The following is a 24,323-nucleotide window of genomic DNA, read 5'->3' as shown; positions in this document are numbered from 1 at the left end:
TGGGGGGGGGCGCGCCTTCCGTAACGGGCCGCGCCCTGCCTGGGGGGGTTTCTTCGGGGTCATATCTGTCCCTGCTTCGGGGGGGGCGCGCCCGGGAGGGGTGTCGGCCGGGGCGCGGCGCAGGTTGTGGATCAGGTGACACCCGAGGGTGTCAGGCAGCCTGTCCCTCGGTGAGGTGGCTGCGGAAGAAGCGGGTCACGTTCGCGACGGCGTTGTCCATCTGCTTCGGCGAGTCGTAGTAGTCGTAGTGGTTGCCGTCGGACCACACGAGCTCCTTCTCGCCCTGAACCGCCTCGTAGAGCGCCTTGGCGTTCTCGGGCAGCGTGCTCTCGTCGGAATGCACGACGATCGTCGGCGTGGTGATGTTCGACGCCTCGCTCAGCGCGTCGAAGGCGAGCCAGTTCGTCCACGACGAGACGTCCAGCTCGTTCTTGTACTGCGGAACGTTGCCTCGCGACTCGTTGGTGTAGTAGTCGGAAAATGCCCGGCATCGGAATGTAGTTGGCCGCGTCCTCTTCGGTCTCGCTGTAGACCGTGATGGTCGTCGCTTCCCCGGTCTCCTCGTACTTCTTCTTGGCCGCGACCGCCTGCTCGCGGCGCGCGGCCATGCCGTCCTCGCCGTAGGTGGCGACGAACACGTCCTGGTTGATGAGGAACCCGGCGATCGTCGCCAGTCCCTTGACGCGCGAGTCCCGCGCGGCGAGGTAGGTCGCGTTGCTGGCCGAGGTGCACAGGCCGACCATGCCGACGGCCTCCACGTAGGGGAGCTCGGTCAGGTGACCGCCGCCTTCAGGTCGCTGAGCTTCTCGGCGGGCGCCTCGTACTGACGCGGCTGCCCCTCGCTCTCGCCGTAGTGGGCGTAGTCGAAGCTGAGGGCGACAAAGCCCTGCTCGGCAAACTTCTCGGCGTAGGTTCCCGCCATCTGCTCCTTGACCGAGGTGAACGAGCCCTCCACGATCACAGCCTGGTAGCGACCGCTCTCATCGAAGTCGTCCGGGGTGAACAGGTTGCCCACCAGGGTCAAACGGTCACGGTCGAAGTTGATCTTGTGCTTCACTTGGTTCTCCTCGGTCGTTTGCATCTTCCCCGCGCGACGAAGAGTTGCTGGTGGGACTGACGGGGTGCCCGCCTGGGGCCCTCTGTCCGCGGGGGCGGCTGGTCCGTGTGCTGTCCGGACGCCATGTTTCGAGAGTGCCCCTGGTGCGACTTGTCCACAATGGGAAGGATCTTTCCTACCTGGGCGGCCAGGTCTTCGGGCGTCGGCGGAAACGCCTCGCCCGGCGGTGCGTCCTCGCGTGGGCGGCGACGCGCCGGACGGCCCGGCCCGGCCGCCGGGATCCCTGATCGGCCTGACCGCTGCCAGGCACAGGGCGGTGGTGTGCTTCGCGATCTATCGGAAGGGCCGACTACAGATCGCCGTCACACCAGGTCAAACTGACCTCCCTGGCCTCCCGCCAGGTTGATCAATCCTCTGCCTGCGAGCCCTCACCCTTTCCGAACCGCTGGTGCCGGCGCAGCGCACCCAGGTTCTGTCACAACACCCCGAGCTCGATCTGGTCCTGGGCGAGCCCGGTATCCTCGGCCAGGACCTCCGGGCTGATCTTTCCGCCGTGATCCTCGATCGCACGGCCGATCTTGCCTGCCCACAGCTCGGCATCCACGAACGGCCGCTGTTCGTACTGTTCGACCAGCTCAGCCATATGCTCGCGGGAGCCCGCGGTGAGCCACCGCTTCCCATCCAGCCTCGGATTATGGGAATGGATGACGGACGAATCACGGACGACCGCATAGATCTCCGACTGATCGGAGATCACGGCCCCGCACAGATCGCACAGTTCCGGCAGAACGTTGCTTTCGCTGGTGCACAGAGGTTTTGGAACACAGGCCGACAGGAGAGCCGCCCAGCCGGTGTGCGGAAACCTTCTGGTGGGGCACGCCCCGCCTCCATGGGGGCAGTCTCCGGGGCTGCCGCCGGGTCCGGTGCCGCACCCGGTACGACCGCACGAAGGGCGGTCGACGGTGCGCACGAGGCAGGCTGAAGACCACGGGCGTCGACTCGTCAAAGCCAATATTCAAGTTGAGCCTTGCCCCTGACCCACGGGTCAAGGCTTAGCGTCCGGCCATGAACGCGACTCATCGCCTTGTACGTCTGGCCCGCCGCCCCGCTGGGTTGCCGACCCCAGACGACTTCACCCTGGTACAGGCCCCCATCCCTCGTCTTGAGGCCAGCCAAGTACTGGTCCGCACTACCCATTTCCTCGTCTTCCCGGGCTTGCGCACCCTTATCGGAGGCGAGACCCGCGATGTTCCCCTGCCGCCGCTGCACCCCGGCGACACCCTGTTCGGTCCCGCTATCGGCGAGGTGGTCGACGGGCCGCTGGAGAAGGGCCAGCTGGTGCTGCACCTTCAGGGCTGGCGGGACTACGCGACGCCCGCCGCCGCCGAGTGCAGGCAGCTGGACGGCACCCTGCCCGACCCGGTGGCCCACCTCGCCCAGGGCTCTGCGGCGTACGGCGCCTTGACCCGACTGGCCGAGGTCCAAGAGGGCGACACCGTGTTCGTGACCGGCGCCGCCGGCGCCGTGGGCACCATGGCGGGCCAGATCGCCCGGCTGCTGGGAGCCACCCGGGTAATCGGCAGCACCGGCTCACCGGACAAGGCGCGGCGACTGGAGCGGGAACTCGGTTACGACGCGACCGTGCTGCGTGGAGCGGCCCCGGTCGACAGACAACTCGCCGAGGTGGCGCCGGAGGGCATCGACGTCGTCCTGGACACCGTGGGCGGCGAACAGCTGACGGCCGCCGTCCACGCAGCGAACCGGGGCGCCCGGTTCGCCCTGGTGGGCGCGTTGGACGGGCAGCTGTCCCCAGACCGAGCGGGCGGCAGCGCCCCGACCGTCCTCGACTCCTACCGTCTGCTGACCAGGGGCATTACGATCGCCGGCTACAGCGGCGTGGACCACCCGGATGTCGAGGCAGAGTGGGAGGCCCGCTTCGGGGATTGGCTGCAGGCAGGCGACATCCATTTCCCGTACACCCCGGTCCGCGGAATGGAGCACGCCCCGGGGGCGTTGCCCCAACTGATCGCCGGCCGCTCCTTCGGGGCGGCAATCGTGGAGTTGTAGGACAGGGCGGAGCGGGTATGCGGATCGGCGAGGCAGCGGCAGCAGCCGGAACCACACCGCGCGCTCTGCGCCTGTACGAGGCCCGCGGCCTGCTTCGACCCCCGCCACGCACCTCGTCCGGTCAGCGTGAGTACGGCCCCGCCGAGGTGGCCCGCGTCCGCGTCATTCGCAACCTTCTGGCCCTGGGCCTCACCCTGGAGGACATCCGCCGCCGCGCCCACCGCCTGGACCTCCTCGTGCAGGACCAGCCGTCCTCATCCTGTGGCAGCCGCCCCGGTGAGTTCAGTGACGTCGTGGCCGATCGCCTGGCAACCCTGGACGCGGAGATCGCACGCCTCACACGCCTACGGCAGGGCCTTGCCGCAGCCGCAGGCAGGCCGCAATGCGACCCGGGTTCGCCGCCCCCCCCAGCAGCAGCGGGCTCGCACCTGAGCTCGAGGGCTGATCTCCCACCCCGTCGGGCCGACGCGTCACTGGCCCCAGGTCACGGGAGAACGCCGGTACGGCCACCACCACGATGAACACATCCAGGTTGGCCGGCAGCGTGCCGACCAGCATCACCGCGAGAGCGGACCAGCGTCGCGCCCGGGACACTCCTGTGGCAGGGATCGTGGCGCGAGCCGCGCCGGCTGGAGCTGACTGGGACGTGCCCTATGGGTGAACCTCAACGCCCCAGTGGAAACGGCGAAGTTTCCCCCGGCACAACTCGCCGACCGAGCCCGCGCCGGAGGCCGCCGCGGCCATGGCCGCTCAGGTGTCCTCGCAAGCGGTGGCGGTGGGGGAGAGGGCGTCGGGGCTGCCCGGGGAGTCGGTGATGGGCGGGGTGCCGGCGGCGGAGGCCCGCACCAGACGGGGGCCGTCCGGCCCGTACACCGCGCGCGGTTCGGGAAACGCGGTCAGCAGACCGAGGTAGCTCACGGCCGCGAGGGCGAGGCCGACCGGCAGGGAGATGTCGGCCCCGTTCGCGAGATCGCCCAGCGGGCCGACGAACTGGCCCGGCAGGTTCACGAAGAGCAGCGCCACGACGGCGGACACCAGCCAGGCGCACATCCCGCGCCAGTTCCAGCCGTGGGTGAACCAGTAACGGCCGCCGCGCTGACGGCGGTTGAAGACCTGCAGCGCCTCCGCGTCGTACCAGCCACGGCGGGTGACATAGCCGAGAACCATCACGATCATCCAGGGTGCGGTGCAGGTGACGATCAGCGTCGCGAAGGTGGAGATGGACTGGGTGAGGTTCAGGACGAACCGGCCGAGGAAGAGGAACACGATCGACAGGGCCCCGATGAGGAAGGTCGCCCTGACCCGGCTGAAGCGCGGAAAGACGCTGGAGAAGTCGAGGCCGGTGCCGTAGAGCGCCGTGGTGCCGGTGGACAGGCCGCCGATCAGCGCGATCAGGCACAGCGGCAGGAAGTACCAGCCGGGCGAGATCGCCAGCAGCCCGCCGACGTAGTTGGGGGCGGCCGGGTCGACGTACTTGGCGGCCTTTGTGGCGATGACCGAGGCGGTGGCCAGGCCGAAGACGAACGGCAGCAGGGTGGCGAGCTGGGCGAGGAACGCGGCGCCCATCACCCGGCGGCGCGGTGTCGCGGCCGGGATGTAGCGGGACCAGTCACCGAGGAAGGCGCCGAAGGAGACCGGGTTGGACAGCACGATCAGTGCGGCGCCGATGAACGACGGCCAGAACAGCGGGTCGGCGGTCGAGGCGAAGGTGCCCGCGTAGCCGGGGTCGAAATCGCCGCCGAAGGCAACGGCGCCCAAAACGAAAAGCGCCGACGCGGCCGTCACGGCAACCTTGTTGACCAGCAGCATGAAGCGGAAACCGTAGATGCAGACGATGAGGACGAGGACCGCGAACACCGCGTAGGCGACGCCGTACGAAACCTCCGACTCCGGTACGCCGGCGAGCCGGTGGGCCCCGCCGATGAGCGCGTCACCCGAGGACCACACCGAGATGGAGAAGAACGCGATCGCGGTGAGCAGCGAGAGGAACGAGCCGACGATCCGGCCGTGCACCCCCAGGTGTGCCGAGGACGAGACCGCGTTGTTCGTGCCGTTCGCCGGGCCGAACAGCGCCATGGGGGCGAGCAGCAGCGCCCCGGCGACCAGGCCGATGACGGTCGCCGCGAGACCTTGCCGGAAGGACAGCCCCAACAGGACAGGGAAGGCGCCGAGTACGCACGTCGCGAAGGTGTTGGCGCCGCCGAAAGCCAGCCGGAAGAGGTCGATCGGGCGGGCCGACCGGTCCTCGTCCGGTATGCGTTCGACGCCATGGGTCTCGATCTCGGTGATCGACGTGGTCACGGGCTCCACCCTCCGGTCCGGCTGTGGCATCGCCCCATGGTCAGGGACGGGGCCACAGTCTGCGTCCCGCCCCTGACCAGCGGCAACCGCCGGCGGCGCGGGGCTGAAACGAGGCGAAGGCCGGCTCGGCGACCCAGCGGGCGTGGGGGCGGTGGCGCGGGGCACCCTCGCATAGGCTGGCCGTCTCATCCGACGCACTGCGACGAGGATCAGCCCATGCGCAGCAGCACCAGGATCCGCCTGATCGAGCCCACCGACGCTGCCCCGATCGCCGCGCATCGGGTGCGGGACTTCGAGGCTTTCCGGCCGTGGGAACCGGCCCGGCCTGCCGACTTCTTCACCCCGGAGGGCCAGGCGGAGCGGATCGACGGCCTGCTGGCCGGATACCGGGCCGGCACGGTATGGCCGGGCGTGGTGCTCGCCGACGACCAGGTGATCGGGCAGGTCACCGTCGGAGGCATCCTGCCGCAGCCGCACCTGCGCCGCGGCTCCGTCGGATACTGGATCGCCAGCGTGGCCCAGAATCAAGGGCACGCCGGGCGCGCCGTCGGGCTTGTACTCGGGGTGATGACGGACGAACTCGGGTTGCACCGCGCCGAGGCGTCCACCAATCTGGAGAATCTGCCGTCGCAGCGAGTGCTGCGCCGCAACGGGTTCAGCCCGTACGGCGTCGCGCACTCCTCGATCTTTCTCGACGGGAGCTGGCGGGACGGGCTGTTGTGGGAGCGGATCCTCGGCGACTAACTGATCACCTCGGGTTCATGTGCAGGGATGGGTGGCGGCAGAGTCGTGCGGGCGTCGGATGACCCTGTGCTGATGCTCTGTAAGAACGGGTAGCGCCGTTGCTGCCTCCGCGTCCGCCGATGCGCCGGAGGCATCCCGGTCGGCTGCCGGCGGACGACCGGGCTGCCCCCTGCGTGGGATCGTGCCCATGATCGACGTCATCATCGCGGGCGCCGGACCCAACGGACTGATGCTGGCCTGCGAACTCGCTCTGGCCGGCGCGCGCCCGCTCGTCCTGGAACGCCTCACCGAACCGTCCGGCGAGCAGCGCGCGAACGGCCTGGTCGGCCAGGTCGTCCGCATGCTCGACCGGCGCGGACTGTACGAGCGGCTAACCGCACCCGGTGCCACACCTGAGCCGGCGCCCGGCTTCGTGTTCGGCGCGTTCCCGCTCGGCCTGAACGACCTGCCGGACAACCCGCTCTACACGTTGATGGTCCCGCAGCGCAGGGTCGAGCAGATGCTCGCGGAGCGCGCAGCCGAACTGGGCGCCGAGGTCCGCCGCGGTCACGAGGTCACCGGCCTGACGCAGGGCGAAGACTCGGTGACGGTCGAGCTGCGCGGGCGGGAGTCGGTGGAGGCGACGTTCTTGGTCGGCGCCGATGGCGGGCACAGTACGGTCCGCAAGCTCACCGGGATCGAGTTTCCCGGCGTGACCGCAGATGCCTCGGTGTCGCGCACCGGACACGTGAGCGTGCCCTTGGAGATGGTCGGCGCTGATGGCGGCCTAGTTGTACCCGGTTTCGGTGTCATACCGCCGTTTCGACACCTGCGCACTGAGCGCGGCCTGATCACCTGGGCACCGTTCCCGGGCGGCGCTCCGCTGATCAGCACGACGGAGTGGGATCAGCCAGCCGAGGGTGCGGCTTCACTTGACGAGCTACGGGCCAGCGCCTCCCGGGTGCTCGGCGCGGACCTGCCGCTCCACCCGCCGACCGGACCGGGACCGCATATGATGCGGCGGCTGTTCGGCGGCAACACCCGGATCGCGTCGCAGTACCGTGCAGGCCGCGTGTTCCTGCTCGGTGACGCCGCACACGTACACTCGGCGATCGGTGGCCCGGGGCTCAATCTGGGCCTGCAGGACGCGGTGAACCTCGGCTGGAAGCTGGCCGCGGAATTGCGCGGCCACGCGCCGGAGGGACTGCTGGACACCTACGAGCTGGAGCGGTCCCCGGTGGCGCAGCGGGTCGCTATGCACACTCAGGCGCAGTCGCAACTGATACGCCCGGGCGCCGATGTGACGGCGTTGCGTGAACTGTTCAGCGAGCTGCTCGCCCAGCCTGCGACACGGCAGCACATTGCGAATCTGCTATCCGGCGCGGACATCACCTACGACATGGGGCCGGCAACCGGACCGCTCGTCGGCCGATGGGCACCGGACCTGCCGGGCCTGCGTGAACTCACCTGCACCGGCCGCCCGCTCCTCCTGGACCCCACCGGCACCCTCGATGCGGGCGTTTGGGCGTCGCACGTCGACACCGTAACCGTCCCAGAACTCGACACCGCACTGCTTCTCCGGCCCGACTGCTGCGTCGCCTGGCAAGGCACCACGAACGATGACCTGCACGAAGCGCTGGGGGCCTGGTTCAGGGCAGCCTGAACAGCACGCCCAGCGGGCGCGCAAGCGCCGGTTCCCGCAGCGCGACTCTCACAAATGAATAGTTCTGAGAGATCGCGGACCCCCACCGGACCGTGTCCGGTTTGCCCCTCATCTCCGTTCTCACAACCCCTCGCAAAACAGCTTTCGCAGAATGCCCCGCGCGATAGGTTCTGCGACATGCCAGAGCTCGCCGAACCGGCCGCACGGCGAGGTGTAGTGCGCCTGGGGTGGATCTCGATGGACAGCCCACAAAGTGCAAATATATGCCGCATGACGCATGGTCATGCATTGACTCAAGACTCTGGCCCCTTGGCGTGGCCGACAGGCTTCCGGGCCTACGCAGGACACGGCGGACTGCGCGAGCACGGCGACGACATCTCAATCGTCGCGTCGGACCGGCCAGCCACCAGCGCCGCGATGTTCACCCAAAGTCTCTTCGCGGGTCCGGCCGTAGTCCTCAGTCGTGTACATGCCGCGGGGTAGAACCTGCGTGCCGTGACGACGCTGGCGCAGAACGCGAACGTCGCCACCGGGCGTCAGGGCGAGGAGAACGCCGCCGAGGTCGTCCGCCGCGTCGCCGGGATACTGGGCATCCCGGAGGACGAGGTACTCATCGGCTCCACCGGCGTCATCGGACGCCCACTGCCGATGGGCACTATCCGTACGCACTTCGACGAGACCGCCAAGCGCGGCCTCGCGGCGTTCATGGCCGGACCGCTGGATGTGGCCCGCGCGATGATGACCACCGACACCCGCCCGAAGACCGCCGTACGGACCGTCGGGCAGGCCCGCATCGTGGGCATCGCCAAAGGCGTCGGCATGCTGGAACCCAACATGGCCACGATGCTGGCCTACGTGTTCACCGATGCGGAGATGTCCCCGGCCGACCTGGACAGCGCATTGCGCCAAGCGGTGAATCGCACGTTCAACTGCCTGAGCGTCGACACCGACACCTCCACCTCTGACACTGTGGCGGTCATCGCCAACGGCGCGGCAGGACCAGTCGATCCGGCGCAGTTCTCCGAAGCCCTCGCCGACCTGTGCCTGGACCTCACCCACCAGCTGGCCAGTGACCGCGAAGGCGCCACCAAGCTCCTGCGCGTCACAGTCGGCCAGGCCGGCGACTACGAACAGGCCAAACGCATCGCCAAGAGCGTGGTGAACTCCCCTCTGGTCAAGACGGCCGTCCACGGCGCCGACCCCAACTGGGGTCGAGTACGGATGGCCCTCGGCAAGAACACCGACGACACCGACATCGCGCCGGGCAACGTCACCCTGAGATTCGGCGACATCGAGGTGTACCCCGAAGAGCCCGAGGCAGACACCCTCGACAAAGTCGTCGGCATCATGCGCCAGGATGAGGTCGACATCGTTATTACGCTGGGCCTCGGGGAGGCGGAAGCCACGGTCTACGGCTGCGACCTGTCCGCCGGCTACATTCGCATCAACGCGGACTACACGACCGGGCTCGACCGCAACAACGGATCCCGTACCGTTCTCGTGATTCCTCAGTGGCAAGGGCCGGTTGCACGCAATCCTCAACGGCTGACTGAGGGCGCGCACCGGCTGAGCGCGCTGCTTCCCGCAGCGCGACGCACTGTCGTCGAAATCGACCCCCGTCCCGGACAGGACCAGGACGGCGTACGCCACCTCGATGTGCTGACCCGCTCGCTAGAAGCAACCAGGGCCGCGCTGGGCCGGAGCGGCGATGACACGCTGGTCGCTGTGGGTGGCGACTGCGGTATCGAGCTCGCGCCTGTCGCCCGCGCCGTCGCTCGCCATGGCGACAGCCTGGCAGTCGTCTGGTTCGACGCCCACGCGGACCTCAACACCCCCGACGCATCTCCCTCGGGGGGCTTCCACGGAATGGTGCTGCGCACCCTGCTCGGCCAGGGGCCGTCACAACTGTTGCCCAGGCCGGAGGAGCGCCTTTCCACCCGGCAGATCGTGCTCGCGGGTGTTCGTGCTCTCGATCCCGCCGAGCTGGACTTCATCGAGGCTACTCCACCAACCACCAGGTCGTCATCGACGCCGACAGCCGCCTGGTCGTCGCGGTTGGCCGACCGCTGCCGGGCAACCGGCACGACAGCCGGGCCTGGGCCGAGTCCGGCGCCAAGGCCGCCGTCGGTACCACCACCACGATCGCCGACGGCGGCTACCCGGGCACCGGCCTGGTGACGCCGCACCGACGCCGCCCGGGCGAGGAGCTGCCCGACTGGAAGCAGGCCCACAACAAATCGCACAAGCAAGTCCGCGCCCGCGTCGAGCACTGCTTCGCCCGCATGAAGACGTGGTAGATCCTCCGCGACTGCCGCCTGCGCGGCGACGGCGTCCACCACGCCTTGCTCGGCATCGCCCGCTCTCACGGGATAGCTCCTGCCGCATGCGGGACCTGAGAGGTCCACGGGAGACGGCTCCCCACCTCGCAGTCTTGGAGGAGATTCAGGCGAGGCAGAACTCGTTGCCCTCGATGTCCTGCATCGTGATGCACGACTCGTTGACGCCATCGGCGCGCTGCGTCAGCACGTGTTTCGCGCCGAGAGCCATCAGCCGTGCGCATTCGGCCTCGAGTGTGGCCAGGCGCTCGTCACCCACGAGCCCGGCGCCGGCCCGCACACAGAGATGCACCCGGTTCTTGACGACCTTGCCTTCGGGAACTCGCTGGAAGAGCAGGCGTGGACCCACACCGGAGGGATCAGTGCACGCGAAGTAGATCTCATCCTCAGGCGGCAGCGAGCGGTGGTACTCCTCCCACGTGGCAAAGCCCTCCGGGACCGTCGGTACGACGTACCCCAGCACCTCGCACCAGAAAGCGGCGAGGCGCGCAGGTTCCGCGCAGTCGAAGGTCACTTGGAACTGTTTGATCGTTGACATCGGCGCACGATAACAGGGGTCCTGCTCATCTCCCTGGGTGGGTAGGTCCGCACGGGTTGCCTTGAAAGCCCCGGTTCAAGCAGGTCCTCAGCAAGCTCATCGTTCCTTCTGAAAACTGAAGACTCCGAGATCTGCAAGTACACAGCTTGGGGCCTGGCGGTCGGGTCATCCCGGTGCGGCCGTACACCTCCGCCTCCGCTCGCTGAAGCTGACGACGCTCGCCGAGGTGCTGCGCCATACTTGTCTGCATGTCCGCCGTGCCTGCCGCCGAGCGGTCGCCGTCCGCTGCCGAGGTGCTGCGGGAGCGGTACGCCCGCAGGCTGCCCGCCCGGCTCGGCGAGCTGGCCGGCCGGCGCACGGCACGGTGCAGCTGCCGCTGCACGTGGCCTGGTCGGGCCTGACCCGGTTCGACCTCGACCGGCCGCGGTCGCGGATGAGCATGTACCGCACCGTGCTGGCCGAAGGGCAGCACGACGACCTCATCACCCTGCTGAACCAGGACCTCCTGGTGGCACAGTGGCCCGTGCTGCGCACGCTGATCAGCCGCGCCATCCGAGACGTATGGGAAGCCGCGTTCCCCGAGCTGGCCGCCGCCCGCCCAGCAGCCGCAGCGTGAAGGCACCCCCTACCCGCTGGTCATCACCGGCGGATACGCCGTGCAAGCCCACGGCCTGGTCGACCGGCTCAGCCAGGACCTCGACGTCGCCACGGAGAACCCCGCCCCCATGACGGAGATCACCCGCACCCTCACCGCCGGGCTGACCGAGCGCGGCTGGCAGGTGCAGGAGATCGGCGTCGACCCGCTCTCCGGCTGCCTCGTCATCACCGACGCCACCGCGGCGATGGGCACCTACACGGGCACCGTGACCCACTCCGTCGTCTGACGCCACGCCAAGGCCCGGACGCGGCCGCTGCGGAGGTCGGCGCTGCACACATCGTGGCGCGGTTTCCCGCCCGGCCAGGCGGGGCCTTCGAGAAGCCGCCGACGTCACGCACTGGGCTGTTCGGGTGATTCGCACAACCAACCCTTGTCACCCATTTGACATTATGGGTCACTTTGAGTAGTGGAACCGGGTGGGCTGCCCATCCCTTGCCGGGCGCCGTGCTTGAGGCGGTCGCAGCGGTTCTCCTGCGTGGCACCAGCGAGGACCATCGGCCGCCTGCAGCGCGGGCCGCCCCGCCGCAGGCGGAGAGTCTCGCGGCGGCATCAACCGCAGCCACTGTCCCGGGGACTGATCTCCGCCCGGGGCAGTGGCCTGCGGGTCCCCGATCCGCGCTCAGAAAGGCCGCGCCGTGACCGACTTGACCCGACCCGATGCGCTGCTGTCCGCCGTCGCGCTGCCCCGGCAGCGCTTCACTGTGCTGTCGGCTGACACCACGATCCCCGTCGGCCTCTCCCCGCTGGGGGTGGCACTGTCCCCGGACCGGGGACGCGGCTATGTCGCAAACCGGGGGTCGAACACCCTCAGCGTGATCGACACCGCCACCGACACCGTCACCGCGACCGTCGCCACTGCGGGCGGCCCGACCCTCACGGTGGTCTCCCCGGACGGCACCCGCGTCTACGTGACCCTGAACGACGCCGGCACCCTCGGGGTGGTCGACACCGCCACCAACACCCTCACGGCCACCGTCGCGGTCGGTGCCGGAGCCCTCGGGGTGGCGCTCTCTCCGGACGGCGCCCGCGCCTACGTCACCGGCCAGACCGCCAACACCCTCAGCGTGGTCGACACGGCGACCAACACCGTCACCGCCACCGTGACCACCGGCCCCGCGCCGATCGGCGTCGCCGTCACCCCCGACGGGGCCCGTGCCTACGTCTGCTGCGTCGGCGACAGCACGGTCAGGGTGGTCGACACCGCGACCAACACCGTCACGGACAGCTTCACCGCCGGCGACGTGCCGGTGATCGTCGCCTTCAGCCCGGACGGCACCCGCACCTACGTCTGCAATGCGGGCGGCAACAGCGTCAGCGTGATCGACACCGCCACCAACACCGCCGTCGCCACCGTCGGGGTGGGCACCCTGCCGCGTTTCGTGGCCGTGAGTCCGGACGGGACCGCCGCCTACACCACCGACTTCACCGACAACACCGTCACCGTGATCGACACCGCCACCAGCACCGCCACCGGCAGCATCCCCGTGGGCAACGGCCCCATCGGCATCGCAGTCACCCCCGCCGGGAACCGGCTGTACGTGACGGACAACACCGACAACGCCGTCAGCGTGATCGCCCTGACGCTCGTGCCCAGCCAGGGCACCACCGCCGGCGGCACCATCGTGACCCTCCGGGGCCACGACCTGGCCGGAGCCACCGCCGTGCGCTTCGGCGACACCCCCGCCACGATCCTGGCCGACACCGCGACCTCGGTCACCGTCCGCACCCCCGCCGGATCGGGCGCGGTCCCTGTCACCGTCACCACCCCGGGCGGCACCGCCGTCTTCGGCACCTTCTACTACCTCCCCGCCCCGCTGCTGACCGGGATCACCACCAACGGCGGCGAACCCGCCATGGGCCCCGTCACGGGCGGCGGTACCGCGGTCATCACCGGGACCAACCTGGCCGGAGCCACCTCGGTGCGCTTCGGCTCCCGAACGGCCACCATCGAGTCCGCCACCGACACCGCCGTCACCGTCATCATCCCCGCCGTCCCGTCCCCCGGCCCGGTTCCCGTCACCGTCATCACCCCCGGCGGCAGCGCCGGCGGCCTGACCTTCACCTACCTCGACACCCCCACCGTGACCGGCGCCAGCCCCGCCTCCGGACCCACCGGCGGCGGCACCGACGTCACCCTCACCGGCGACCGCCTGGCCACCACCCAGGAGGTCACCTTCGACAACGCGCCCGCACCGTTCGCCGTCATCTCCGACCAGATGATCACCGCCACCGCCCCGTCTCACCCCGCCGGCGACATCACCGTCACCGTCACCACCCTCGGCGGCAGCACCACAAGCACCTACACCTACCTCGACGCCCCCGCCGTCTGACCCCGCCGGCCCGGCCACGGCACGGCGCGAGCGCCGTGGCCGGGTGGCCTTGCACGCTGTACGCCTGCGTGCCCCGGCTGCGGGTCCGCTCGTTGTATCCGGCATCTGCGGCCGCAGGGCGGCGATGCACCGATTCACACCCCCCGGGTCCGTGCACCGCCGGGCCCGGCTTCAGGGCCAATCGTCGGTGCGGGCGCTCGCTAGCAGCGGACGGCCGTCAGCCGCCGTACCAGTCGGCAGACTTCCTCTGAACTGGCCTTCCTGGCCCGGGCCCTGAAGGCTCCGGCCCTGCTGGACGCCGCCGACCGGCTCGCCGAACGGGCCCGCAAGGAGTCCTGGACACATGCCGAATAGGCCCTGTTCTCCCGAAGCTACGGCGAAGTGACAAGTAGCTCCCTGTAGCGGATCTGGGTGCGCTTGTCCGAGTTTCGGATCTTCCGGGCTCATCGGGGGCTGGGCTCGGCGAGGTTGGTCCGGTCATGACGACCGGAAGGAGACCGGGGTGCGGCAGGAGTGGGAACCGGAGGACCTGATCGAGGTCTGGACGCTGCTGGAGGAGGATCAGGAGCGGCTGCGGAACAAGTCGGGGGCGAACCGGCTGGGGTTCGCGCTGTTGCTGAAGTTCTTCGAGTGGTGGCCCGGTTCCCGGAGGACGCCGGGGAGATTCCGGTAGCGGCGGTGTCGTACGTCGCTCAGCAGGTGAGGGTGCCCGCGGAGGAGTGGGCCGCGTACGACTGGTCGGGGCGGGCGATCAAGCGGCACCGGACGGAGATCCGGGGCGCGTTCGGCTTTCGTGAGTGCACCAAGGAGGACCAGGCTCAGCTCGCCGAGTGGCTGGCGGTCGAGCTGTGTGGGGTGGAGCTGAACCGGGACCGGCTGGCGGAGGCGGTGGTGGCCCGCTGTCGCAGGACCGGCTGGAGCCGCCGACGCCGGGGCGTATCGCCCGGATGGTGGGCTCGGCGGTCAGCACCTTCGAGGAGCGGTTCTGCGCGGCCACGGTGGGCCGGCTGTCGGCGGCGACCCGGTCCCGGCTGGACGACCTGATCGCAGAGGACTCCGGCACGGACGCCGAGAGCGCGGGCGGTGGGGCGCGTTCTTCACCGACCTCAAGGCGGACCCGGGTGCGCTGGGGCTGGACAGCCTGCTGGCGGAGGTGAACAAGCTCCAGCGAGTGAGAGCGTTGGAGTTGCCGCCGGAGCTGTTCGCGGACGTGTCGGAGAAGCTGGTGGCGGCCTGGCGGGCGCGGGCGGCGAAGGAGCATTCGTCGGACCTGCGGGCGGCGGGCGGGCCGGTGCGGTACACGCTGCTGTCGACGCTGTGCCATGTGCGGGAGACGGAGATCACCGACTCGCTGGTGGAGCTGGTCATTCAGCTCGTGCAGAAGATCAACACACGGGCGGAGAAGAAAGTCGAGGGCGAGTTCAACAAGGAGCTCAAGCGGGTCCGCGGCAAGGAGGGCATCCTGCTGCGGCTGGCGGAGGCGGCGGTCGCGGAGCCGGGTGGCACGGTCCGCAAGGTGAGCTATCCGGTGGCCGGGGAGTCCACGCTGAAGGCGCTGGCGGCGGAGGCCGCGGCGAACGAGGCGCGTTACCGGGCCCGGGTGCGTACGGTGCTGCGCTCGTCGTACTCCAACCACTGGCGGCGGATGCTCTCGCCGCTGCTCAACGCGCTGGATCTGAAGTGCAACAACACCGCCTACCGGCCGGTGATGGATGCCATCGACCTGCTCAAGCGGTATCTGGACCAGCCCATCGCAAAGGAGGGCGCGTTCTTCGACGAGGCGGAGAAGATCCCGCTGGCCGGGGTGGTGCGCGAGGAGTGGCGTAAGGCGGTCGTGGATGAGCGCGGCCGGGTCGAGCGCATCCCGTACGAGCTGTGCGTGCTCGTGGCGCTGCGGGACCACCTGCGGCGGCGGGAGATCTGGGTGCCGGACCCTCAGCAGCCCTCCCCAACCGACCGGTCGGACGCCGACGACGTCGAACAGCACGCCTGTCCGAAGTGCGGCGCGCAGCCCGGCTCGCCGTGCCGCTCGCGCGGCGGCGCGGTCGCTTCCGCCTACCACACCCGTCGCTTCACCCTGGTGCCCCGACTGAAGAAGGTGCTGCGGGTACCGACCCCGGCCGACCGCGGCCCGGGCCGGCCATGGCGGCCGGGCACCCCGCCCCTGGCACCGATCGACCCCGGCCTGCCGAGCGCGGACATCCGCATCGGCTACGCGCGCTGCTCGACCCTCGGGCAGGAACTCGACTCCCAGCTCGACGCGCTCAGCAAGCACGGCATCCCGAGGGACAAGATCTTCAGCGAGAAGATCAGCACCCGCATCCGCGTACGGCCGAAGTGCGAGGAGGCGCTGCGGACCGCCCGGGAGGTCAAGGCGCACGCTCCGCACTGCCGGGTCATCTTCACCGTGTACGAGATGAAGCGGCTCGGCCGCGACGCCGCCGAACTCACCGCGCTCGCCGACCACCTCACCGCCCACGGCCTGGTCCTGGAGATGCTCGCCGGGCCCTTGCCCGGCATCTACGACCCCACCGGCCCCGGCAAGCTGCTGTTCGCGTTCTTCGCCGCAATGGCGGAGACCGAGCGGGAGAACATCCGCGAGTCCACACTCGAAGGGCTCGATACCGCGGCACGCAAGGGCAAGCACGGCGGCCGGCCACCGGTCATCACCGACGACATGCTCCACACCGTGCTGCGGCGCCGCGCGGGCGGCGAGTCCGTCGAGCAGATCCAGCCCGACCTGATCATCCCCACCGGCAAGCGCAAGGGACAGAACCCCTCGGTGGCCAGCATCTACCGGGCGCTCGCCGAGCACGCCAAGCGCGAGGCGTACCCAGAAGCCGTCGAGCGAGCTCACGCCGACTTCGCCACCCTCACCGGCCCCGAAGTTCCAGAACCCCGTACTGGAACCAAGGCCCTAACGACACCCTGAGTTACTTGTCACTTCATGGCACCTTCGGGAGAACAGGGCCGTTTGCAACGACTCATGAAACATGATCGCCACAGGTGACCGGCCGTGCGGCCGGGTGTTTCATGAGCGACCACCTATGAAACACGCGGGGGCGAAATCGACCGTGCACTATTGCCGACCTATCTCCATGTTCCGTCGGCTGATCAGCGGTGGGGCCGGGGGGCGGGCCGGCGCCGGGTGGCGTGGATGGAACCGAGCAGATTGAGGGACTGGGCACTGGGGCTGCCTGGTTCGGCGTGGTAGATGACGAGCTGCTGGCCGGGGGCGTCGCGTACGTCGAAAGCCTGGTAGGTGAGGGTGAGGGGGCCGACGTCCGGGTGGAGGAAGTGTTTGGCGTCCTGGGTCTTGCCGCGCACGGTGTGGGCGTTCCAGAGGCGGGTGAAGTCCGCGCTGTGCTCAGTGAGGGTGCGGACGAGTTCGCGCAGCCGTGGGTTGTCCGGGTCGAACCCGGTTGCCTCGCGAAGGTTGGCGACGGTGGCCTGTGCTGCCCGGTCCCAGTCCGTGTAGAAGTTGCGGCCCGCGGCGTCGAGGAAGGTCATGCGGGCCAAGTTGTCCGCCGGCTCGAACGGGGCGTAGAGGGCATCGGCCAGGGCGTTGACGGCGAGGAGGTCCAGGGTCCGGCTCATGACGAACGCTGGAGTGTTCGGGTAGCCGTCCATCAGCTGTCGCAGCGAAGGGCTGACCCGCTCGGCGGCGTGGACGGAGGGCTGGTCGTTCGGCGTGGCCCCGGCCAGCCGGTACAAGTGCGCGCGTGCGTCCGCGTCGAGGCGCAGCGCGCGGCTGAGCGCGTCGACCACCTGGGGTGAGGGGTTGCGCTCGCGGCCTTGTTCCAGGCGGGTGTAGTAGTCGGCGTTCACTCCGGCCAGGACTGCGACCTCCTCGCGTCGCAGTCCGGCGACTCTGCGGGCCCCGTAGCTCGCCATGCCGACGTCGTCCGGCCGCAGGCTGGCGCGGCGTGCGCGCAGGAAGTCTCCCAGGTGGTTGTCGTCCATGTGTGCAGGCTAGGCGGCGGCCCGGTGTGCTGCCTGGGTGTGCCGCACCCAGGCAGCACGCGTCCTGGTTGATGGCCGCTGACCTGCCCAGACTCGGTGGAGCGGGAAGGACCACACCATTCGAGGAGAGGAGTCCGCCATGGCCGGGACCGTTGAGGGCGACCACGTCGACGTGGTCGGGATGTGGGTGACCGCGGATGGTCACATCCGTCAGGAGCTGCTGCCGGACGGCCGCTACGACGAAGCCCGCGGCGAGCGGCGCAGCGCGTACACCGGTCGGTACACGGTGACCGGCAGCCACCTGGACTACGTCGACGACATCGGGTTCACCGCCACGGGCGACATCCGGGACGGAGTGCTCTATCACGAGCACCTCGTGCTCTACCGGGAGCAGAAGTCGTCGTAGAGGAGGCCGGGCCACGGCCGCCCTGGCACCGGGGGCGAATCCGCCGTCGGCGGACCAAGAAGTCCCGACACAGCAGCCAGTCAGTCAGCCAGCAGCAACGAGAATCAAGGACCATATCCATGACAGGACAACGACTTGACGGCAAGGTCGCGCTGATCACGGGCGCGACCGGCGGCCTCGGCACAGCGACCGCCGAACTCTTCGCCCGCGAAGGCGCCCGGCTAGTGATCACCGATATCGCCGAAGGCCCCCTGAAGGACCTGTCCCACCGGATCGGGGCACGCGGCGCGGACGTCGTCGCTGCCCGCCTCGATGTCTCCTCCGCGCGGGAGTGGGACGAAGTGATCACCGTCGTACGCGACCGGTTCGGAACGCTGGACGTGCTCGTGAACCTCGCCGGCATCCTGGACTGGCCAGGTATCGAGGACACGCGGGAAGAGGCGTGGGACCGCGTCATCGACGTGAACCAGAAAGGCACATGGCTCGGCATGAAGGCGGCGATGCCGCTCCTGCGCGCGAGCGGCAACGCGTCGGTGATCAATACGTCGTCAGTACTCGGCCTGGTAGGAAGCGGTGCGGCTGCGGCCTACCAGGCGTCCAAGGGGGCCGTGCGCCTGTTGAGCAAGACCGCCGCAGTCGAGTACGCCCGGCAGGGAGTACGGATCAACTCGGTGCATCCCGGGGTGATCGCCACGCCGATGATTCAGGACCTCCTGGACGACCAAGGCGACCAGCAGCCGGACATCCAACGCACCCCCATGCGCCGAGCCGGCCGCGCCGACGAGATCGCACCCGCGATCCTCTTCCTGGCCTGCGACGACTCCTCGTTCGTCACCGGCGCGGAGCTGGTGGTCGACGGCGGGCTCACCGCGCACTGAACAACCCAGCCGTACGACGTCCACGTGGGCCTGCCGTGAATGCGTCAACGGCGCGGCCCAGCCGGTCCGCGCACCGCACCACTGCACAGCACTTCAGATGCCCTGCACCGGCGCCTGTACTCACACTCACCTTCTCCAGGGACCGCACCATGACACCTGCAACCGCATCCGCCGCAACATCCGAATCCACCGAGTTCGCTGGGAAGATCGCCCTCGTCACTGGAGCCGCGCGAGGGGTGGGCCGGGAGGCCGTGGCGCTCCTCCACGCCTGCGGCGCCCGGGTCGTCGCCCTCGACCTCCGCCCCGACGTCACGAACCTGGCGGAAGAGTTTCCCGGCGTCGTCGCGACAAACGGTGACATCACCCAGGAGGAGACCGCCCACCGCGCGGTGGCAACGGCCCTGGACGCCTTCGGCGGACTGGACATCCTCGTGAACAATGCCGGGCGCACCCAGAACAAACCCGTCACCGAAACCACGGCCGAGGACTGGGACACCGTGATGGCGGTTAACGCCCGCGGCTCCTTCTTCTGCGCCCGCGAGGCGTTCCGGGCCATGAAGAGCCGCGGCGGCGGCGCCATCGTCAGCACCGGCTCGTACGCCTCCACCGTCGCCCTGCCCGAAGGCGTCGCCTACAGTGCGTCGAAGGGCGCTCTGGCCCAACTGACCAAGGTGCTCGCCGTCGAGGGCGGCCCGCTGGGCATCCGCGCCAACCTCGTGGCCGCGGGCGTCATCGAGACGGACTTCCTCGACACGATCCGCCCCGACAGCCGCGCCTACCTGGCGTCCTTCGCCGCCGCGCAGCCCCTGGGACGTGTGGCGCAGCCCGAGGAGATCGCCGAGGTCCTGTGCTTCCTCGTCTCGCCCCGCTCCAGTTTCGTCACGGGAGCCGTGGTCGCCGCTGACGGCGGTTTCACCGCAATCTAGCGACGCATCAGACAGCACATATCTGGCGACCACGGCCCGCAGGCCCTGGTCGTCGGCACTTCTACCGGATGATGTAACCGGGAGGTGCCCGAGTCGCGCAGCGGCATAGTCAGGCGCCCTAACCGTAGCCGCCGACTCCAGTACTCCACGACAGGGACCGCCAGCGGACTGTTTTCCGCTATCGCGTCTGCGCAGCCGACCGATCGGCCGTATCCGCCGCTGTGCGGGGGCGGGGCACGGCTGCGGCGGCTGACGCCAGGTCGAGGCGCTTGTCCATGTCAAGGCGGAAGGTGCCGTACGGGTTGACGTTGGATCAGAACAGCGCGGTCAGGCCGCGCCGGTCCTCGTCGGTCAGCTTCTTCGCCCACGCCGGTTCGGCCAGGACCTGCTGCACCAGCAGGGTGTTGACGTGCACGAGCGCGGACTGGAGCAGGTGCAGGGCGAGCATCGACGTCTCGGCGTGCTCCTTGTCGGGGCCCGTCAGGGCGCCGTCCTTGCCGTAGTGGAGCACGGTGTTCGCGCTGTTCCAGTTCTCCACAACCTGGAGCCCGCCGTGGATCTCGCGGCGCAGGCCGGGACTGGCCAGGTAGTCGCACGCGAAGATCGTGCGCACGGCCCGGCCGAGTTCTTCGAGTGCCTGGTAGGTGGGGTGCTTGGGGCCACCCCGGGTGAAGCGACGCAGCACCTGCTCCAGCCGCACGACGCCCCCTTGTGATCGCTGCCGACGGCGCTGGGATCCAACCCAAGGCGGTTCTCCTTTCCGGCTCGACCGATCCACAGGACTCATCGCCCAGCCATGAGACAAGGCGGAGTAGGGCGGCGCGATCTGGCCCGGCATCATGGCCTGGTGACCACATGGATGCGCTGCTACTGGGATGAGGAAGACATCTGGTTCTACTTCGAGGTCGACGCCAAAGGCTGGGTGATCCGGCAGGTCGAACTCGAAGGGCCTGAGCTGACCCCGATCGCAGCTGCCTCCCTCGCCGAGTGGCAGCGGGGCCTCGACGCAGGCCGCCTTGATGATTACGACAGCAGGTTCGGGATCACAGCCGAGCTGCCCGTCTCGGAATGGGAAGGCCACGACCCCGAGGAACTTACTTCCGAGGAGTTCGAGGAAGTCTGGGGTCTTGCCCGTCGGCAGATCGCGTCCCGGCCCAGCTGACCTCTCGGCCCCGCGGAGGCTTCTTGGGATCATCTCGACATGACCCCTACCCTTCCCCGCACTGTCCGAGCCGTCGACACCGCTCAGCTCTTGGACTTGGCCCAAGAGGCCGCCATGCACGGCTTCAGCCAGCGCCTCCCGGCCGACTGGCTCCAAGACCACCTCGCAGCAGAGGCGATGCACTACCTGTTTCCGACGCTCGTGCAGCGGCTCACGCACCGTCCTGAGATGCCGCTGCAGTGGAGGTGCCAGCAACTGCTGACCGTCAGCACCGGCGAACAGATCTGGGGTCTGCTCGACGTCCTTCCCGACACCTTCGACAAGATCCCGGAGACCCTGGGCACGGCATCCAAGAAGGACATCGTCAGCCGCATCGAGCGAGCAGTGACCGTGCGCGAGTGGATGGAACGGAGGGCTGCCGATGCAGGTTCGTGACGCGCTTGGGCAGCGGGGCAGTCTGAGGAAATGACACCGATCTGAGACAGCCGCCTGCCGACACGTCGTGAGACTGAAGGGGAACGTCCAGGTCACAGCGTCGGCGCCTGACACCGAAAGTGAGAACCTACACGACGACGGGGCAGACAAACAAAAGGACTGACGTCCGGAGGTCGGCCAGTTCAGCTATGCAGGTGCTGCATGGGTGAGACGTCGTCGAGGCGGGCGAGGCTGGGCTGGGCCGCCGCGGTCGGCGGCTGGTGTCCAGGTGCGCTGAAAGCCTGTCCCTGGGTGAAACCGCTGGCAAGATGGGGTGTTGGGGAGTGCTGCACAGCGGCAGGGGAACGCGAGGAGCATCGGGTGGGAAAAACGATCAACGGCAGGTTCGCGCTGCTGCCGGACGAGGCCCGCGCGGGTGGACTGTCCGAAGTCCGCAGGGGCGTTGACATCACGAGCCCGAGCGGCGACCAGGTGGCGGTGAAGCTGCTCAAGCAGCGCGAGGACGACACCATCACCCGGATCTTCCTGGAGCGTGAGACTTCGGCGCTCGGGGCTCTGGAGCATCCGCACATCGTGCGCCTGCTCGATTCCGGCTGGGACGACGAGCTCGAACGGTATTACATCGTCCTGGAGTGGATCGACCGGTCCCTGAAGGACGAGATGGCGGACGGCCGGCCATTGGACTGGCTGGCCTACTTCGACCGGATCGGGCGGCCTCTGATCTCCGCGCTGGCCTACGCGCACGAGATACGTTTCTTCACTGCCCCTTTTTGATGCGGGGCCACTCATGGGCGATCCACCGGGCGATCTCGGCGTCGTCCCGCTCGACGGCCCGGCGCTGCGGGCGCTGCAGGCTCCAGCCCAGCCGCCCGGTCAGCAGCCGCCACACCGACGCCCGCGCCAGCTGCACCCCGGTCAGCCGCTCCACCACCACACCCACCCGTTCCAGAGTCCACAGATCGGCCTCGAACCCGTGCGCCTGGGCGCCCTGCACCAACGCTGCTTCCACGGCCGCGACTTGAGCGTCGTCGAGTTTGGGCGGGCGGCCGGTAGCCGGGCGCCGTCGCAGTGCCTGCATCCCGCCCTGCTCCCACACCCGTTTCCAGCGCCGGACGCTCTCCAGGCAGACTCCCACCGCCCGCGCGACCTCGGCCTGGGCACATCCCCGCTCGAACATCTCGGCCGCGCGCATGCGACGGGCCTCGGCCAACTGCGGCCGTGTCAACGGCGGAACAGATACAGCACAGACATCAGACTCAGCGCGAGAAGACAGCACTGGATACTCACACCACTGAAGCCCCCGCGCCCACAGAACTAACGAAAAACTCAGTAGTACTCCAGCAGCGTTTCGCTATCTGGCTTGGTCAGAGGCATCGTCGGGAGTGTAGTTGGCTGCTGGCATGTCAGGGGCGGTCTTGCCGGACCGCCCCTCCAACGAATGACATCGAGAACTGTCTGCGCGGTGATGAGGGCAGCCTCCCCGCGTGATCGACGACCTTGCCGACGCGACCTGGGACCGTGAACTCGACGACCTCTTCCTGCGCATCGGCCACCGTTTCGGCCGCGCCGACCTGCGACGCCGCATGCGTGACTACGTCCGCGCCCTGCTCGGCCCGGTCGGCCGCAAAAACGGCTGGCAACTGGCCGAACACGCAGGCCACCGCACCCCCGACGGCCTGCAACGGCTACTGAACGGAGCCACCTGGAACGCCGACGACGTCCGCGACGACCTGCAGACATACGTCGCCGACAAGGTCGGCGAGGCCGACGGAGTCCTCATCCTCGACGACACCGGCTTCATCAAGAAAGGCACCACCTCCGCGGGCGTGCAGCGCCAGTACTCCGGCACCGCCGGCCGCACCGAGAACTGCCAGATCGGCGTCTTCGCCGCCTACGCCACCACCAGCGCACGCGCCCTGGTGGACCGCGAGCTGTATCTGCCCAAGTCCTGGACGGACGACCGCGAACGCTGCCACGCCGCCAAGATCCCCGACGAACGGGCCTTCGCCACCAAACCAGAGCTGGCCAGGGCAATGGTGCTGCGCGCACTCGCCTCCCCGCTGCCGATCGCCTGGGTGACCGCGGATGCCGCCTACGGCCAGGAGTGGCGCTTCCGCCGGATGCTGGAAGAAGCCGCGGTCGGCTACGTGCTCGCCGTCCCGAAGTCCCAGCCGGTGCCCCGCTTCGGCCGGATCGACTATCTCTTCAGCCAGGCGCCGGATGAGGCATGGGAGCAACGTTCGTGCGGCGACGGCGCCAAGGGCCCGCGCGTCTATGACTGGGCGGCCGTCCAGCTCCCGGTGACCGAGGACTTCGACGGTGAGCGGCCCACCCATCACCGCTGGGCGCTGGCCCGGCGCAGTATCAGCAGACCCGATCAGATCGCCTACTACCTCGCATACGCGCCGGTGGGCGCCGGCGTCGACCGGCTCGTGCGCGTTGCCGGGCGCCGGTGGGCGATCGAGGAATGCTTCCAGGCCGCGAAGAACGAGTTCGGCCTGGACCAGTACGAAGTCCGCCGCTACGTCGGCTGGATGAGGCACATCACCCTGGCTATGCTCGTGCACGCCTTTCTCGCGGCCACGACGGCACAGGCAGCGGCAAAGGGGGGTGCAGAAACGGTTCCACCATGGTCCCGCTCACCGTGGCAGAAGTCCGCCGGCTCCTGGCAACTGACTTCGCACGCCGGCCCCGCCCACCGCTTCGCATCCACGCAATGAGCTGGTCCCAGTGGCGGCGCAGACGTCAGGCGATCGCCAGGCGCTGCCACTACCTGAAGCTTCCCCTTGTGACTGGACACCTGGAGACTGGGACGTGAGGTTCCAGAGGAAGTAGTGCCAGGTGGGTAGTCAGTACTCGAAGCGGTATTCGGAGGAGTTC

General features: G+C 69.1%; 23 protein-coding genes and 5 pseudogenes. 20 read left to right on the top strand and 8 right to left on the bottom strand.

The window, feature by feature from the left end:
- Nucleotides 1-151 precede the first annotated feature (151 nt).
- From ACFZCY_RS44470 to ACFZCY_RS44460, 3 genes are all read right to left on the bottom strand, one after another.
- Nucleotides 152-343 (bottom strand): hypothetical protein, encoded by a 192-nt coding sequence (locus tag ACFZCY_RS44470; RefSeq protein WP_391187378.1) that lies wholly within the window; start codon nt 341-343, stop codon nt 152-154.
- Nucleotides 344-772: 429 nt separating this feature from the next.
- On the bottom strand, nt 773-1,057 hold the full coding sequence (locus ACFZCY_RS44465) for an alpha/beta hydrolase (RefSeq protein WP_391187376.1): 285 nt from the start codon (nt 1,055-1,057) through the stop codon (nt 773-775).
- A gap of 475 nt (nt 1,058-1,532) precedes the next feature.
- Complete coding sequence (locus ACFZCY_RS44460) at nt 1,533-1,814, bottom strand: hypothetical protein (protein WP_391187373.1); 282 nt, start codon at nt 1,812-1,814, stop codon at nt 1,533-1,535.
- A gap of 308 nt (nt 1,815-2,122) precedes the next feature.
- On the opposite strand from ACFZCY_RS44460, the gene ACFZCY_RS44455 reads away from it, so the two are divergent.
- Nucleotides 2,123-3,124 carry a zinc-binding dehydrogenase gene (locus ACFZCY_RS44455; RefSeq protein WP_391187371.1) on the top strand — a complete coding sequence of 334 codons (1,002 nt, stop codon included), beginning with the start codon at nt 2,123-2,125 and terminating at the stop codon, nt 3,122-3,124.
- Between the two features lie 17 nt (nt 3,125-3,141).
- Complete coding sequence (locus ACFZCY_RS44450; RefSeq protein ID WP_391187369.1) at nt 3,142-3,645, top strand: MerR family transcriptional regulator; 504 nt, start codon at nt 3,142-3,144, stop codon at nt 3,643-3,645.
- A 229-nt stretch (nt 3,646-3,874) separates the two neighbouring features.
- Here ACFZCY_RS44450 and ACFZCY_RS44445 read toward each other — a convergent pair whose 3' ends face one another.
- Nucleotides 3,875-5,455: a cytosine permease gene (locus ACFZCY_RS44445; protein ID WP_391187367.1), complete on the bottom strand. Its 1,581-nt coding sequence runs from the start codon at nt 5,453-5,455 to the stop codon at nt 3,875-3,877.
- Nucleotides 5,456-5,641: 186 nt separating this feature from the next.
- Between ACFZCY_RS44445 and ACFZCY_RS44440 the strand changes: the two genes are divergently transcribed.
- The 5 genes and pseudogenes from ACFZCY_RS44440 to ACFZCY_RS44420 all read left to right on the top strand — a co-directional run.
- Nucleotides 5,642-6,169 (top strand): GNAT family N-acetyltransferase, encoded by a 528-nt coding sequence (locus ACFZCY_RS44440; RefSeq protein WP_391187365.1) that lies wholly within the window; start codon nt 5,642-5,644, stop codon nt 6,167-6,169.
- Between the two features lie 187 nt (nt 6,170-6,356).
- Nucleotides 6,357-7,811: an FAD-dependent monooxygenase gene (locus tag ACFZCY_RS44435; protein ID WP_391187363.1), complete on the top strand. Its 1,455-nt coding sequence runs from the start codon at nt 6,357-6,359 to the stop codon at nt 7,809-7,811.
- Between the two features lie 270 nt (nt 7,812-8,081).
- Nucleotides 8,082-9,275: pseudogene (gene argJ / locus ACFZCY_RS44430) on the top strand (bifunctional glutamate N-acetyltransferase/amino-acid acetyltransferase ArgJ); the annotation flags it as partial.
- A 36-nt stretch (nt 9,276-9,311) separates the two neighbouring features.
- A pseudogene (locus tag ACFZCY_RS44425) lies at nt 9,312-9,749 on the top strand (arginase family protein); the annotation flags it as partial.
- A gap of 62 nt (nt 9,750-9,811) precedes the next feature.
- A pseudogene (locus ACFZCY_RS44420) lies at nt 9,812-10,207 on the top strand (transposase family protein); the annotation flags it as partial.
- A 46-nt stretch (nt 10,208-10,253) separates the two neighbouring features.
- Here ACFZCY_RS44420 and ACFZCY_RS44415 read toward each other — a convergent pair.
- A complete protein-coding gene (locus tag ACFZCY_RS44415) occupies nt 10,254-10,685 on the bottom strand; it encodes a VOC family protein (protein ID WP_384288190.1) in 432 nt (143 codons plus the stop codon).
- 248 nt (nt 10,686-10,933) lie between these two features.
- Here ACFZCY_RS44415 and ACFZCY_RS44410 point away from each other — a divergent pair.
- The 6 genes and pseudogenes from ACFZCY_RS44410 to ACFZCY_RS44385 all read left to right on the top strand — a co-directional run bounded on the left by ACFZCY_RS44410 (nt 10,934) and on the right by ACFZCY_RS44385 (nt 16,605).
- Nucleotides 10,934-11,301, top strand: a pseudogene (locus ACFZCY_RS44410) (hypothetical protein).
- 16 nt (nt 11,302-11,317) lie between these two features.
- Nucleotides 11,318-11,515 (top strand): annotated as a pseudogene (locus tag ACFZCY_RS44405) (hypothetical protein); the annotation flags it as partial.
- Between the two features lie 463 nt (nt 11,516-11,978).
- Nucleotides 11,979-13,673: an IPT/TIG domain-containing protein gene (locus ACFZCY_RS44400; protein ID WP_391187360.1), complete on the top strand. Its 1,695-nt coding sequence runs from the start codon at nt 11,979-11,981 to the stop codon at nt 13,671-13,673.
- A gap of 502 nt (nt 13,674-14,175) precedes the next feature.
- The gene (locus tag ACFZCY_RS44395; RefSeq protein ID WP_391187358.1) at nt 14,176-14,346 is read left to right on the top strand and encodes a hypothetical protein; all 171 of its coding nucleotides are present in this window, start codon (nt 14,176-14,178) and stop codon (nt 14,344-14,346) included.
- Nucleotides 14,304-14,717 (top strand): DUF4158 domain-containing protein, encoded by a 414-nt coding sequence (locus tag ACFZCY_RS44390; protein WP_391187356.1) that lies wholly within the window; start codon nt 14,304-14,306, stop codon nt 14,715-14,717. The genes ACFZCY_RS44395 and ACFZCY_RS44390 overlap by 43 nt, the downstream gene beginning before the upstream one ends.
- Nucleotides 14,718-14,844: 127 nt before the next feature.
- Nucleotides 14,845-16,605 carry a recombinase family protein gene (locus ACFZCY_RS44385; RefSeq protein ID WP_391187354.1) on the top strand — a complete coding sequence of 587 codons (1,761 nt, stop codon included), beginning with the start codon at nt 14,845-14,847 and terminating at the stop codon, nt 16,603-16,605.
- Nucleotides 16,606-16,787: 182 nt separating this feature from the next.
- Here the strand turns inward: ACFZCY_RS44385 and ACFZCY_RS44380 are convergent, their stop codons facing one another.
- Nucleotides 16,788-17,636, bottom strand: a complete 849-nt coding sequence (locus ACFZCY_RS44380) for a helix-turn-helix domain-containing protein (protein WP_391187352.1) — start codon at nt 17,634-17,636, stop codon at nt 16,788-16,790.
- A gap of 139 nt (nt 17,637-17,775) precedes the next feature.
- On the opposite strand from ACFZCY_RS44380, the gene ACFZCY_RS44375 reads away from it, so the two are divergent.
- The 3 genes from ACFZCY_RS44375 to ACFZCY_RS44365 all read left to right on the top strand — a co-directional run bounded on the left by ACFZCY_RS44375 (nt 17,776) and on the right by ACFZCY_RS44365 (nt 19,846).
- Entirely contained in the window at nt 17,776-18,042 is a 267-nt protein-coding gene (locus tag ACFZCY_RS44375) for an Atu4866 domain-containing protein (protein ID WP_391187349.1), read from the top strand.
- Nucleotides 18,043-18,161: 119 nt separating this feature from the next.
- On the top strand, nt 18,162-18,920 hold the full coding sequence (locus ACFZCY_RS44370; RefSeq protein ID WP_391187347.1) for a glucose 1-dehydrogenase: 759 nt from the start codon (nt 18,162-18,164) through the stop codon (nt 18,918-18,920).
- A gap of 149 nt (nt 18,921-19,069) precedes the next feature.
- On the top strand, nt 19,070-19,846 hold the full coding sequence (locus ACFZCY_RS44365) for an SDR family oxidoreductase (protein WP_391187345.1): 777 nt from the start codon (nt 19,070-19,072) through the stop codon (nt 19,844-19,846).
- 313 nt (nt 19,847-20,159) lie between these two features.
- On the opposite strand, the gene ACFZCY_RS44360 is transcribed toward ACFZCY_RS44365, so the two are convergent.
- On the bottom strand, nt 20,160-20,546 hold the full coding sequence (locus ACFZCY_RS44360; RefSeq protein ID WP_391187343.1) for a Tn3 family transposase: 387 nt from the start codon (nt 20,544-20,546) through the stop codon (nt 20,160-20,162).
- A gap of 159 nt (nt 20,547-20,705) precedes the next feature.
- Here ACFZCY_RS44360 and ACFZCY_RS44355 point away from each other — a divergent pair, with 159 nt between their 5' ends.
- From ACFZCY_RS44355 to ACFZCY_RS44345, 3 genes are all read left to right on the top strand, one after another.
- Nucleotides 20,706-21,008, top strand: coding sequence for a hypothetical protein (locus ACFZCY_RS44355; protein WP_391187419.1), 303 nt, complete (start codon nt 20,706-20,708; stop codon nt 21,006-21,008).
- Nucleotides 21,009-21,047: 39 nt separating this feature from the next.
- Nucleotides 21,048-21,443: a hypothetical protein gene (locus ACFZCY_RS44350; RefSeq protein ID WP_391187341.1), complete on the top strand. Its 396-nt coding sequence runs from the start codon at nt 21,048-21,050 to the stop codon at nt 21,441-21,443.
- 360 nt (nt 21,444-21,803) lie between these two features.
- On the top strand, nt 21,804-22,217 hold the full coding sequence (locus ACFZCY_RS44345; RefSeq protein WP_391187339.1) for a protein kinase: 414 nt from the start codon (nt 21,804-21,806) through the stop codon (nt 22,215-22,217).
- Here ACFZCY_RS44345 and ACFZCY_RS44340 read toward each other — a convergent pair.
- Nucleotides 22,201-22,635: a winged helix-turn-helix domain-containing protein gene (locus ACFZCY_RS44340; protein WP_391187337.1), complete on the bottom strand. Its 435-nt coding sequence runs from the start codon at nt 22,633-22,635 to the stop codon at nt 22,201-22,203. The genes ACFZCY_RS44345 and ACFZCY_RS44340 overlap by 17 nt on opposite strands.
- Before the next feature lie 292 nt (nt 22,636-22,927).
- Between ACFZCY_RS44340 and ACFZCY_RS44335 the strand changes: the two genes are divergently transcribed.
- Entirely contained in the window at nt 22,928-24,163 is a 1,236-nt protein-coding gene (locus tag ACFZCY_RS44335; protein ID WP_391187335.1) for an IS701 family transposase, read from the top strand.
- The last annotated feature ends 160 nt before the right edge of the window (nt 24,164-24,323 follow it).

The sequence above is a fragment of the Streptomyces sp. NPDC007983 genome, from assembly GCF_042958345.1.
Taxonomy (GTDB): domain Bacteria; phylum Actinomycetota; class Actinomycetes; order Streptomycetales; family Streptomycetaceae; genus Streptomyces.
Note: the sequence above shows the minus strand (reverse complement) of the source record. Positions and strands in the feature narration are given on the sequence as shown.